The 12715-nt window shown below is 64.4% G+C and carries 9 protein-coding genes and 2 pseudogenes; 5 read left to right on the forward strand and 6 right to left on the reverse strand.

The features are described from left to right. Positions 1 to 259 precede the first annotated feature (259 nt). From lpxC to recN, 3 genes are all read left to right on the forward strand, one after another. A complete protein-coding gene (gene lpxC / locus NLM27_RS01810; RefSeq protein WP_254141709.1) occupies positions 260 to 1222 on the forward strand; it encodes a UDP-3-O-acyl-N-acetylglucosamine deacetylase in 963 nt (320 codons plus the stop codon). Positions 1223 to 1469: 247 nt separating this feature from the next. After that, positions 1470 to 2354 (forward strand): outer membrane protein assembly factor BamD, encoded by an 885-nt coding sequence (locus NLM27_RS01815; RefSeq protein WP_254141710.1) that lies wholly within the window; start codon positions 1470 to 1472, stop codon positions 2352 to 2354. Positions 2355 to 2367: 13 nt separating this feature from the next. Further along, positions 2368 to 4056: a DNA repair protein RecN gene (gene recN, locus NLM27_RS01820; protein ID WP_254141711.1), complete on the forward strand. Its 1689-nt coding sequence runs from the start codon at positions 2368 to 2370 to the stop codon at positions 4054 to 4056. An 88-nt stretch (positions 4057 to 4144) separates the two neighbouring features. On the opposite strand, the pseudogene NLM27_RS01825 reads toward recN, so the two are convergent. From NLM27_RS01825 to NLM27_RS01835, 3 genes and pseudogenes are all read right to left on the reverse strand, one after another. Beyond that, positions 4145 to 4291, reverse strand: a pseudogene (locus tag NLM27_RS01825) (GIY-YIG nuclease family protein); the annotation flags it as partial. 6 nt (positions 4292 to 4297) lie between these two features. Then, a protein-coding gene (locus NLM27_RS01830) for an IS630 family transposase (protein WP_254141712.1) occupies positions 4298 to 5246 on the reverse strand; the annotation gives its coding sequence in 2 pieces (ribosomal slippage) (positions 4298 to 4909 and positions 4911 to 5246; 948 coding nt in all). Between the two features lie 91 nt (positions 5247 to 5337). Then, positions 5338 to 5481: pseudogene (locus tag NLM27_RS01835) on the reverse strand (GIY-YIG nuclease family protein); the annotation flags it as partial. 111 nt (positions 5482 to 5592) lie between these two features. Between NLM27_RS01835 and ligA the strand changes: the two are divergent. Continuing rightward, positions 5593 to 7746, forward strand: a complete 2154-nt coding sequence (gene ligA / locus NLM27_RS01840; RefSeq protein WP_254148729.1) for an NAD-dependent DNA ligase LigA — start codon at positions 5593 to 5595, stop codon at positions 7744 to 7746. A gap of 117 nt (positions 7747 to 7863) precedes the next feature. Here ligA and NLM27_RS01845 read toward each other — a convergent pair whose 3' ends face one another. Further along, positions 7864 to 9141 (reverse strand): multidrug effflux MFS transporter, encoded by a 1278-nt coding sequence (locus NLM27_RS01845; protein ID WP_254141713.1) that lies wholly within the window; start codon positions 9139 to 9141, stop codon positions 7864 to 7866. Positions 9142 to 9458: 317 nt separating this feature from the next. Then, on the reverse strand, positions 9459 to 11288 hold the full coding sequence (locus tag NLM27_RS01850; protein ID WP_254141714.1) for an aminopeptidase P family protein: 1830 nt from the start codon (positions 11286 to 11288) through the stop codon (positions 9459 to 9461). A 178-nt stretch (positions 11289 to 11466) separates the two neighbouring features. Here NLM27_RS01850 and NLM27_RS01855 point away from each other — a divergent pair, with 178 nt between their 5' ends. Beyond that, entirely contained in the window at positions 11467 to 11643 is a 177-nt protein-coding gene (locus NLM27_RS01855) for a hypothetical protein (protein WP_254141715.1), read from the forward strand. Between the two features lie 123 nt (positions 11644 to 11766). Here the strand turns inward: NLM27_RS01855 and NLM27_RS01860 are convergent, their stop codons facing one another. Then, positions 11767 to 12654 carry a 50S ribosomal protein L11 methyltransferase gene (locus tag NLM27_RS01860; protein WP_254141716.1) on the reverse strand — a complete coding sequence of 296 codons (888 nt, stop codon included), beginning with the start codon at positions 12652 to 12654 and terminating at the stop codon, positions 11767 to 11769. Positions 12655 to 12715: the final 61 nt, after the last annotated feature.

A 12715-nucleotide genomic window follows, 5' to 3' on the forward strand; every position in this document is an offset into this window, starting at 1 on the left:
TCTTAAATAATTAATTACGTATTCACTGGTTCAGTGAAGCTGTTGATAACGGCCTCGAAGCTCGGCGCAATTTGGTTAAGCCTTGGCGCGAATACGGCAGGTTTGGGGTAACAATCGGTAAAAAAGCGTGAGTTGGCGCTGTTTGAGGCAGTGACTATGGTTTGCCGTGACTTGGGGATACGGATTCGCGGGGTGTCGGCACTGGCCGGCGAAGCGGGTCTAGTATAAGTCGCGGTGGTCGTAGTGGGGCGGGTTCCTGATGAAATTTAGCCGGCAAACAACGCTTCGTGCGCAAGCCTCTGTGGCAGGCGTGGGCGTTCATTCCGGTCTTCCCGTCACTCTCACGCTTGGGCCTGCACCTGTCGACGCAGGTTTTATTTTTGTCCGCACCGGGCTCGAGGGAAGTGACCGCGAAGTTCAGGCCACTGCCGAGCAGGTGATCGCGACCGACTTCGCCACCGTCCTCGGCGATCGCAACGGTCCGCTGGTCTCCACCGCCGAGCATGTGCTTGCTGCACTGCGGGGCATGGGCGTCGACAATGCCACGATCGAGATCGACGGGCCGGAAGTGCCGATCATGGACGGTAGCGCCGCCGCCTTCATTGCGGCGATCGACCAGGCCGGCATCGTCACCCAATCGGCCCAGCGCCGTTTCATTCAGATTTTGAAGCCGATCTCGGTCAATATCGGCGACTCCTTCGGTGAGATCAGGCCCTACGCCAACGGGTTCCGCGCCGAGGTCGAGATCGACTTCACCAATCCCGTCATCGGCCAGCAGAGCTACGCATTCGACCTCAGCCCGGAACGTTTCCGCCGCGAAGTCGGCCGGGCCCGGACTTTCGGCCTGATGTGCGATGTCGCGCGGCTCTGGGGCGCGGGCTACGCCCTCGGCGCCTCGTTCGACAATACCGTCGTGTTCGACGACGAGCGGCTGCTCAACACCGAAGGCCTGCGCTACGCCGACGAATGTGCCCGCCACAAGGTGCTGGACGTGATCGGTGACCTCGCGCTGGCCGGCCTGCCGCTGCTTGGCGCCTACCGCTCGGTGCGTGGCGGCCACAAGCTCAATCACGCTGTCCTGACCGCGCTGCTGGCCGACCGTACCGCCTGGCGTGTGGTCGAGGGCGAAGCGGCCCGCCGCACCACGCGTCCCCAGGGCGAAGTCGGTGCCGGCATCGTCGGTGGCCGGATCGCCGCGGCCTACGGGCCGGACGTGTCCTGACAGACCTGTTGTCGCAAGGCGCGGGGGGGGGCGACCTACCCCCGGCAAAGTCCTGGTAACCATGATCGACTAGCATTGCGGCACGTTCGCCTTAATCCGGGCGAAATGCCTGCCTATCCGGTGGTTATCGATCGTTTTTCGGATAGATCCGCGTGGTCGCATGGCAGGCACCACGATTACATTTCGCGCCCAGGACGGGGTTCATGGGCTGGCGGGCACCGCATCACAGGGCGTCAAGGCAAAACTCATGTCGGCACAGCGTATGACGCGCGGATATCTCTCGGTCGGAGCCGGTCGATTGGTTCAGGCCGCCACCCTCTTCATGCTCGCGCTGCCGCTGGCTGGCTGCGGCACCGGCGCGCTCTGGGACAAGTTCACCGCCAAGGACGACACCTTCGTCGAGGAGCCCGCCGACAAGATCTATAATGAGGGCTTGTTCCTCATGAACGAGAAGAAGGACATGAAGGCGGCGAACAAGAAGTTCGAAGAGGTCGACCGCCAGCATCCTTATTCCGACTGGGCCCGCAAATCGCTGCTGATGTCGGCCTACGCGTCCTACCAGGGTGGCGACTATGACAGCTGCATCGGCGCCGCCACCCGCTACGTCACGCTGCATCCCGGCAGCCCGGATGCGGCCTATGCGCAATACCTGATCGCAGCCTCGCACTACGACCAGATCCCGGATATCAGCCGCGACCAGGCCCGCACCGAGAAGGCGATCGCGGCGCTGGAAGAGGTGAACCGCAAATATCCGAACTCGGAATATGCGACCTCGGCCAAGGCCAAGATCGAGGGCGCGCGCGACCAGCTTGCCGGCAAGGAAATGAATGTCGGCCGCTACTACGCGCAGAAGCGCGACTACACGGCGGCGATCAACCGCTACAAGACCGTCGTCACGCAGTATCAGACCACCCGCCATGTCGAGGAGGCGCTGTTCCGGCTCACCGAGGCCTATATGGCGATCGGCATCGTCGGCGAGGCGCAGACCGCGGCGGCCGTTCTTGGGCACAATTTTCCTGACAGCCGCTGGTACAAGGACGCCTATAATCTTGTAAAATCCGGCGGTCTCGAGCCGAGCGAGAATCAGGGGTCCTGGATCAGCCGGACCTTCAAGAAAATGGGTCTCGGCTAGGAAATTTGGTTCCATGCTGGCGCGTCTGTCGATCCGTGACATCGTCCTGATCGAACGGCTCGATATCGAATTCGCCACCGGGCTCGCGGTTCTGACCGGCGAGACCGGTGCGGGCAAATCCATCCTGCTCGATGCCTTTGCGCTGGCGCTCGGCGGCCGCGGCGATGCCGGCCTCGTGCGCCACGGCGCGGAGCAGGGGCAGGTCACCGCCGTATTCGATGTCCCCAAGAATCACCCTGCGGCAAAGATCCTGGCCGAGAACGGCCTGGACGACACGAACCTTGAAGCATCTTGCGAGCTGATTCTCCGCCGGGTGCAGCTCGCCGACGGCCGTACCCGCGCCTTCATCAACGACCAGTCGATCAGCGTGCAGACGCTGAAGGCGGTCGGTGCCGCCCTGGTCGAGATCCACGGCCAGCACGACGAGCGCGCACTGGTCGATGCCGCCACCCACCGCCGCCTGCTTGATGCCTTTGCCGGCCTGGAGAAGGACGTCGCCGCGGTCGAAACACTCTGGGATGCCCGCCGCACCGCCAACGCCGCGCTGGAGGAGCATCGCACCGGCATGGAGCGCGCCGCGCGCGAGGCCGACTATCTGCGCCACGCCTCCGACGAGCTGAAGCAGCTCGCGCCCAAGGACGGCGAGGAGACCTCGCTGGCCTCGCGCCGTACCACCATGATGCAGGGCGAGAAGATCGCCTCCGACCTGCGCGAGGCGCAGGAGGCGGTCGGCGGCAATCATTCACCGGTCTCCGCTTTGTCGGCTGCAGTCCGCCGGCTGGAGCGACGCGGTGTCAATTCGCCGGCGCTGGTCGAGCCCGCGGTGAAGGCGATCGACGCCGCGATCAACGCACTGGAGGAAGCCGATCAGCATCTGCAGGCGGCGCTGGCCGCGACCGATTTCGATCCCGCCGAGCTCGAGCGCATCGAGGAGCGGCTGTTCGCACTTCGCGCCGCCTCGCGCAAATATTCGACGCCGGTCGATGGACTCGCTGCGCTTGCTGCCAAATATGCCGCCGACGTCGTGCTGATCGATGCCGGCGCCTCGCGCTTGAAAAAGCTCGAGCAGGCCGCGATCGAGGCAGATAGCCGCTATGCGGCCGCCGCCAAGAAATTGTCGCTGGCGCGGCAGAAATCGGCGGAGAAGCTCAACAAGGCTGTCAACGCCGAGCTCGCGCCGCTCAAGCTCGAACGCGCCAAGTTCATGACCCAGGTCGAGACCGACGAAGCCGCACCGGGACCGCAAGGTTTCGACCGCGTCGAGTTTTGGGTGCAGACCAATCCGGGTACCAAGCCTGGCCCGCTGATGAAGGTTGCCTCAGGCGGCGAGCTGTCGCGCTTCCTGCTGGCGCTCAAGGTCGTGCTGTCCGACCGCGGCTCCGCGCCGACCCTGGTGTTCGACGAAATCGACACCGGCGTCGGCGGCGCGGTCGCCGACGCTATCGGCGGACGCCTGGCCCGGCTTGCCGGGAAGGTCCAGGTGATGGCCGTGACCCACGCCCCGCAGGTCGCCGCCCGCGCCGATCAGCATCTCCTGATCTCCAAGGACGCCCTCGACAAGGGCAAGCGCGTCGCCACCCGCGTCAATGCGCTGGCCGCCGACCACCGCCGCGAGGAGATCGCGCGGATGCTCGCCGGCGCCGAGATCACGGCGGAGGCAAGGGCGGCCGCGGAGCGTCTGCTCAAGGCGGCGACGGCTTAGCACCGTCATTCCGGGGCGATGCGAAGCATCGAACCCGGAATCTCGAGATTTTGGGGGCGACTCTTCGACCCGCACCGAAATGACTCCTTCAGTTGCAGATCGAGTCGTACAAATCATCCCAGTTTGGATTGTCCTTCTCGACCAGCTGGATTTTCCAATTCCGCTTCCACTTTTTGAGTTCTTTCTCGCGGGAGATTGCAGAGATGGGATCGTCATAGGCCTCGAACCAAACTAGAGCGTTTCACATTTTGACTGAAGCGTAACCGGCGTTGGCGAAGTAGTTGGCGCATTCGCGAGGCTGGATGTCGTGGACGAGGTGACCGATGTGGCGCCAAGTGTCCTCGATGGTGCGCTTCTGAGCTTGCCGCATCCAGTGTTTGATCTTGGAGAAGGCCTGTTCGATCGGGTTGAGGTCGGGCGAGTATGGCGGCAGGTACCAGAGCCTGGCGCCAGCAGCCTGGATCATCTGCCTGACAGCTTTGGACTTGTGGCTTCCGAGATTGTCGAGAATGACGATGTCGCCTTCGCGCAGGGTTGGCAGGAGAAGGTGCTTCACATAAGCGCGGAAGCATTCGCCGTTGATCGGGCCGTCGAAGACGCAGGGTGCCGTGAGTTGGTCATGGCGGAGCGCGCCGAGGAATGTGAGGGTACGCCAGTGACCGTGTGGGGCGAAGCCGCGCAGGCGTGCCCCTTTGGGGCCCCAGCCCCGCAAAGGGGCCATGTTGGTCTTGATCCAGGTCTCATCGATGAAGACGAGCCGGCCCGGATCAAGTCCGGCCTGCCAGGATCGCCAACGCTGGCGCCTACGCGAGACGTCGGCGCGAGCCTGTTCGAGGGCGAACAGTGTTTTTTTTGAACCGCAGCCCTTCCCGGCGCAGGAACAGCCAGACCGCGTTGTGTGAGACCTTGACCCCACGGGCTGCCAGTTCCGCCTTCAGACCATGCAGCGTCAGGTGCGGCGTTTGAGTGATCCGCTCGACGATGAAGGCGCGGTGCGGATCGAGCACAGGCTTGCGGTGACCGCCCATCTTGCCAGGCACAACCGAGCCGGTCGCCCGCTGCCGCTGTGACCACTTCACAACCGACGAGACCGCAACACCAAACCGTTCCGCCACAGACCGGCAGCTCTCGCCCGCCAAAACCGCAGCCACCACACGCTCGCGAAGATCCAGGGAAAGAGGTCGGGTCATGCGATGCTGGCCTCCAATCCAGTCAGCATCTTGAATCACAATCCGCCAAAAACCGGAATCCCCTCCGATTCAATTAAGCAATGAAAGGCTCTAGCCGCGTGATGTTGTATCTGGCCGTGAAGCCCGGGACGGCCTTGATTCGGTGTTCATAGACGCGGCGTACGAGATCGTTGGTTATGCCGACGTAGATTGCCCCATCTCGTCGGCTTGCTAGAATATAGACGTAATAAGCCATGAGCCCCTCCCCACCGCCATTCCGGCGCGCGAAGTGCGAACCTGGAATCTCGAGGTTCCGGGTCTGGTCCTTCGGACCATCCCGGAACGACGAGCTAGAACCTTAAGCATGATGGCCAGAGCAGCAAAATCCAAAGCAACACCGCCTCGCGACGTCGCAGACCTCACCAAGGCGCAGGCCAAGGTCGAGCACATGCGTCTGGCGCTCGAGATCGAGGGGCACAACGAGCGTTACTATCAAGAGGACGCGCCCACCGTCACCGACGCCGAGTACGACGCGCTACGCCGGCGCTTCGATGCGATCGAAAAGCGCTTTCCGGAGTTCGTCAGCGCGGAGTCGCCGTCGCAGAAGGTCGGCGCGGCGCCGTCCGGACGCTTCAGGAAGGTGCAGCATGCCGTGCCCATGCTGTCGCTCGACAACGCCTTTGCCGAAGAGGACGTGCGCGACTTCGTCGGCCGTATCGTGCGCTTTCTCAAGCTCGACGACGACAAGATCAACTTCTCGGCCGAGCCGAAGATCGACGGCCTCTCGATGTCGTTGCGCTACGAGGGTGGCGAGCTCGTCACCGCCGCGACGCGCGGAGACGGTGCGGTAGGCGAGGACGTCACCGCCAACATCCGCACGCTCGAAGACGTGCCGCAGAAGCTGAAGGGGCGCAACATCCCCGACATCTGCGAGGTCCGCGGCGAGGTCTACATGACCAAGAAGGCGTTCCTGGCGCTCAATGAGCGGCAGAAAGCGGCGGGCGACACCATCTTCGCCAACCCGCGCAACTCGGCCGCGGGCTCGCTTCGGCAAAAGGATCCCACCATCACCGCCTCGCGCCCCCTGGGTTTCTTCGCCTATGCGTGGGGGCAGATGAGTGCGATGCCCGAGGGTACGCAGAGCGGCATGATCGGTTGGTTCGAGCGCTGCGGCTTCAAGACCAATCCGTTGACCAAGCTGTGTCATTCCGTCGAGGAACTGCTCGCGTTTCATCACGCGATCGAGGAGCAGCGCGCAAAACTCGACTACGACATCGACGGCGTCGTCTACAAGGTCGACCGCATCGACTGGCAGGAGCGCCTCGGCTTCGTCTCGCGCACGCCGCGCTGGGGCATTGCGCACAAATTCCCGGCCGAGCGCGCCATGACGGTGCTGCGCGACATCGAGATCCAGGTCGGTCGCACCGGTTCGTTCACACCGGTCGGCAAGCTCGAACCGGTCGGCGTCGGCGGCGTGATCGTGCAGAACGTCACGCTGCACAACGAGGACTACATCAGGGGAATCGGCAACAAGGGCGAGGTGCTGCGCGAGGGCCGCGACATCAGGATCGGCGACACCGTCGTGATCCAGCGCGCCGGCGACGTGATCCCGCAGGTGGTCGACGTCGTCCTCGACAAGCGGCCGAAGGCGGCGAAGGAATTCCACTTTCCGAAGAAGTGCCCATGTCCGCTGCACACCGACGTCACGCGCGAGGAGACGGCGGCCGGCGAGGAAGGCTCGCGCGCGCGCTGCACCGGCGAGTTCGCCTGTCCCTATCAAAAGATCGAGCACCTCAAGCTGTTCGTGTCGCGCCGCGCCTTCGACATCGACGGCTTGGGGGAGAAGCAGCTGCAGTATTTCTTCGATGAGGAATGGGTGCGGGAGCCCGCCGATATCTTCACGCTCGAGAAGCGCAACGCAAAACTCAAGCTTGAGGAGATCGAGGGCTACGGTGCAACGTCGGTGCGCAATCTCTTCGGCGCCATCGAGAGCCGGCGCAAGATCGCGCTGGAGCGCTTCGTCTACGCGCTCGGCATGCGCCATGTCGGCGAGACCACGGCGCTGGCGCTGGCGCGGGGCTACGGCTCCTGGGATGCCTTTCACGATGCCTGCCTGAAGGTTGCCAACGGCGACGAGGAGGCGATGGCGGACATGGACGCGCTCGATCAGATCGGCGACACCGTGATCAAGAGCATCGCCGATTATTTCGGCGAGAGCCACAATCGCGGCATTGTCGAGCGGCTGACCAAGGAGGTCGAGATTATCGACGCCGAGAAGCCGAAGAGCAATTCGCCCGTGGCCGGCAAGACGGTGGTGTTCACGGGATCGCTGGAGAAGATGACGCGGGACGAGGCCAAGGCGACCGCGGAGCGGCTGGGTGCAAAGGTATCAGGCTCGGTGTCGAAGAAGACCGATCTCGTCGTCGCGGGGCCAGGCGCCGGCTCGAAGCTCGCTGAGGCCAACAAGCATGGCGTCAAGGTGCTGACCGAGGACGAATGGCTGAACTTGATCGGGGAGTAAACTCTCTCCTCGTCATTGCGAGGAGCTCTTGCGACGAAGCAATCCAGGGTGTCACCGCGGCGGGACTCTGGATTGCTTCGCCTCGCTCGCAATGACGGGGAGAGGGCGTGCCGCCCCTCACATCATCCCCCTCTCTTCCTCCTCCGCCTGCTCGATCAGCGCCTCGCTCACCACCACTTCGCGGCGGGGAACGACGAAGATCATCATGCAGGCGCAGAGCAGTGAGATGGCGAGGACCGCGGAGGTGAGCGGCAGCGTGGTGGCGGAGTGGCCGCCGAGATAGGCGCCGAATTGCGACATCAGCGCGCCGATGCCCTGCTGCAGGAAGCCCATCGCCCCCGACGCGGTGCCGGCCGCTTCGGGGCGGATACTGATGGCGCCGGCTGCGGAATTCGCCATCACGAAGGCATTGCCGACCATCACGATCATCTGCGTGCCGAACAGCCAGGCCGGCGCTTCGTTCCACCCGGTAAAGCTCCAGAGCAGGTTCAACAGGCTGCCGGCGAGCTGCAGGCCGAGCCCGAACCAGATCAGCTTCTCCAGCGAGTGCCTGGGCGCAAAGCGCACGCAGAGCAGGTTGCCGACGAGATACGCAAAACCCGTCGTCGCAAACCACGCGCCGTATTCGGCGCTGGTCCGGCCCATCTGCGTCACCACGATATAGGGGCCGCCGCCGGCAAAGGTGAAGATGATCTGCGACGCCAGCACCTGGCACATCACGTAGCCGATGAAGGCGCGGCTCTTGATCAGGGTGCCGACATCGCTGCGAAAGCCGCCGCTGCCGACGGCGCGATCGCGGCGCGTCTCGGGCAGCGCGATTGCGATGCCGACGGCGACGACGATCGCAGCGATCGTGACGGCGTAGAAGATGGCGCGCCAGCCGAACGCAGTCTCGATCAGGCCGCCGGTGAGCGGCGACACCATCTGGCCGATCATCAGCGCGGCGACCACGAGGCTGATCATGGAGGCGACGCGGTCGCGCTCGTAGATGTCGCGGATAATCGCGCGGCTCACCACCATGCCGGAGGCGCCGCCGAGCGCCTGGAAGAAGCGCGCTGCGATCAGTTGCGGCAGGGTCTCTGCGAAGATGCAGGCGACGCTCGCCGCGACCATCAACGCGAGGCCGCCGAGCAGCACGGGGCGGCGGCCGAATTTGTCCGACAGCGGTCCCATGATCAGCTGCGACAGCGCGATGCCGACCATGTAGAGCGACACCGTCATCTGCGCGATCGAGATGTCGCGCCCGAACGTCGTCGCCAGCACCGGCAGCGCCGGAACCAGGATGTAGAGCGAGATCGGCGCGATCCCGGTCATGACGACCAGCAGCAGCAACACCAGGCGCGACGTCGCGATGTTGGTGGCCGCTTCCGGCGGCTTGCTGATCATGCCGTGCATACGTGTCCGTCTTTCGAATTCGAATCGACTGTAGCGCGCTCGCGCAAGACGGATATCGGCGTTTCGGAATGCGGCCATACGGATTCTGGGACGGTTATGATGAGGGCGCGATGACGACCGATTGGGCGCGTTGCTCGTGCGGCATCACAGGCGTCATTCCCCGAGAAAGCGGGGAATCCAGTACGCCGCGGCCTATCCGGATACGTTTGCTGTCTCTGGAATACTGGATGCCCCGCTTTCGCGGGGCATGACGGCGGTGGTGAAGGAAAGAGCTTTGCGCAAAGTGCGTAGCGCCATGCGCCTCGGGAACGACGACCTTACGCCTTCAGCTCCGCCGTGGCCTGATCGAGCCAGGCCTTGGTCGCCTCGTCCAGCACCGGCCGCACCTCGGCCCTCACCCGCGCATGGTACGCATTCAGCCAGTCGAGCTCATCGCGGCTCAGCATCGCGACATCGATCAGCCGGCAGTCGATCGGGGCCAAGGTCAGCGTCTCGAACGCGTTCATCGGCTTCTCGGCACCCTTGATGTCGGCGGCGACGACCAGCTCGAGGTTCTCGATGCGGATGCCGAAGCCGTCGGTCTTGTAGTAGCCGGGCTCGTTGGACAGGATCATGCCGCGCTTCAGCGGCGTGGTGCCGAGCTTCGAGATCCGCGCCGGCCCTTCATGCACGGAGAGATAGCTGCCGACGCCATGGCCGGTGCCATGCTCGAAATCGACGCCGGCGGCCCACAGATATTGCCGCGCCAGCGTGTCGAGCTGCGCACCGGTGGTGCCGTCGGGGAAGACCGCGCGCGCGATCGCGATATGGCCGCGCAGCACACGCGTGAAGCGGTCGCGCATCTCACCCGTCGGCTCACCCACGGCCATGGTGCGGGTGACGTCGGTGGTGCCGTCTTCGTATTGCGCGCCGGAATCGATCAGCAGCAGGTCGCCGGGTGCGATCCGCCGGTTGCTCTTGCGGGTGACGCGGTAATGCACGATGGCGCCGTTCGGGCCCGTGCCCGATATGGTCGGGAACGAGACGTCCTTGAGCGCGCCGGTGTCGCGGCGGAATGTCTCCAGCGCCTCGACGGCGTCGATTTCGGTGAGCTTGCCGCTTGCGGCCTCGCGATCGATGAAGGCGAGGAAGCGTGCCAGCGCCACGGCGTCGCGCCGGTGCGCAGTCTGCGTGCCCGCGATCTCGCTCGCGTTCTTGACCGCTTTCAGCAGCGCAATCGGATCGCTGCCGCGCACCGGCTTGCCGCCGGCGCCGGCGATCAGCCGGCTCAGGGCGTCGGCTGCGGTGGCATTGTCGAGCGCGATTGCGGCGCCGCTCTTGGCCAGCGCCATCAGCGTCGGCGCCATCGCATCGGGCTCGCGCACGTCGGCGGACTGTTCGAGATGGTCGCGCGTGAGGTTGGAGAGCTTGCGGTGGTCGATGAAGATCGTCGGCCGTCCCTGCTTCGGCACCAGCGCGTAGGACAGCGGCAGCGGCGTATGGGCGACGTCGGCACCGCGGATGTTGAAGGTCCAGGCCACAGCATGGCTATCCGAGACCACCAGCGCATCGACGCCGAGCTTGGCGATTTCGCCTTGGACCTGCGTCACCTTGTCGGCCTCGGTGAGGCCGGCATGTTGCATTCCGTGCACGGTCACCGGCGCGAGAGGAGGCTGCGGCCGGTCCTGCCAGATTGCGTCGACCGGATTGCTGTCGATGGCGACCAATTCGGCGCCGGCCTTGGTGCAGGCGGCCGCGAGGCGCTCGGCTGCCGAAGAAGTGTGCAGCCACGGATCAAATCCGAGGCGGTCGCCGGCCTTCAGGTGTGCCGACACCCAGCTCTCCGGCGGCGGATCGATCAGCGATTCCACTGCCCATGCCTTCGCATCGACCTGCTTGGCGGCCTGAAGCGTATAGCGGCCGTCGACGAAAATCGCGGCCTCCTTTGTCAGCACCACCGCCAATCCAGCCGATCCAGTGAAGCCGGTCAGCCAGGCAAGCCGCTCTTCCGATGGCGGGACATATTCATTCTGCTGCTGATCGGCGCGTGGAATCACGAACCCGGTCAGCTTGCGGCGGGCAAGTTCTTCGCGAAGCGCAGCGAGGCGCGCCGTCAATGCGACGCCGGCCTCGGGCTCCTCGAATGTCTGGAAGTGTGCTTCGAACATGGGGGATCACTTTAGGATCATGGGGATCAGTCCGCAATCTAGACGCATTTGCGGCGCATCGACTGTGCTTGAAATAGTTCCGTTCGAGTTGAGTGGAGTAAGGGTGGGCAGTTGCGCTTCGTCCGGATGACAGGGAAATTCGAGCAAGTGGTTTTACTCAACGGCGAGGGGACACACGATGCCATCATTCACGTTTGAGAAGATATCGCCGCCGGTGCGCCGCGGCCCGACTGCGTTGCCGAAGAAGCCGCGTGGCCTCATCAGCCAGATGATCGACCGTTTCGCCGCGCGTCGCGCGAGGCGGAGGTTGCCGGATGAGCGCGCGATACGCCGGGACGAGAAGCCGGCGAAGTAGGACGGCGAGCGCAATTCCGTAGGGTGTGCAAAGGCGCAAAGCGCCGTGCCCACCATCTTTCCACGATGGCGAACGATATGGTGGGCACGCTGCGCTTTGCCCACCCTACGGTAGCTTCGCCACTCACGACAGCTTCCGCAACAGCAGGCTGCTCCACCCCTCGATTCGCAGATGCCGCACTGGCACGAGACCGCGGGCGCGGTATGCGGCGATGACGGCGGGGGCCTGATGCGTCAACAGGCCGGAGAGGATCACGCGCCCGCCGGGGGCGAGGTGCCGCGCCATCGGCCCAGCCAATTGCCTTAACGGGTTGGCAAGGATGTTGGCCAGCACTAGGTCGAACGGACCGCATTTGCCGAAATCCGGCGCGGCGAAGCCGGTGGCGCAGATCACCCGCACATCGTTACCAACTTCATTCAGCATCGCGTTCTCGGCCGCCACCCGCACCGACGGCGGGTCGATGTCGGAGGCGAGCACGGCGCGATGCAGCGCCTTGGCCGCGGCTATCGCCAGCACGCCGGTCCCGGTGCCGAGGTCGAGCAGGTTCCTCGGGCGGGAACTCTTCAGGACATGGTCAAGCAGCAGTAAACAGCCGCGCGTGGTGCCGTGATGGCCGGTACCGAAGGCGAGTGCCGCTTCGATCTCGATCTTGAGCTTGTTCGGCGCGACCCGGTCGCGGTCGTGGCTGCCATGCACGACGAAGCGGCCGGCGGGGACCGGGACGAGGTCTTCCAGGCTGGCCTTGACCCAGTCCTTGGCCTCGACCGTGTCGAAGGTCAGCGTATCGGCAATCTCATTTCCTGCCGAATTTACAACGAGTTCGCGCAGCAGCGCCTGGTCCGGCGCCTCGGCGAAATGCAGCGTGACGTCCCATTGTCCGTCCGGCCGCTCAAAGGCCGCGACGGCCGCATCGCCCTCGAAATACACTTCGGTCAGCAGGTCGACAACGCGCTTCGCGGCCGCCTCACTGCCAATCGAGAAGCTGGCGCGATGGGTAGGGGAGGGCTGCATTCCAGAGTTCCGTCGGGTTCAATTTTTGGAACTTTTGTTCCAATTTTCAGCACAAGTTGCG

Origin of the sequence: Bradyrhizobium sp. CCGB12, assembly GCF_024199845.1 — a bacterium.
Classification (GTDB): Bacteria; Pseudomonadota; Alphaproteobacteria; order Rhizobiales; family Xanthobacteraceae; genus Bradyrhizobium.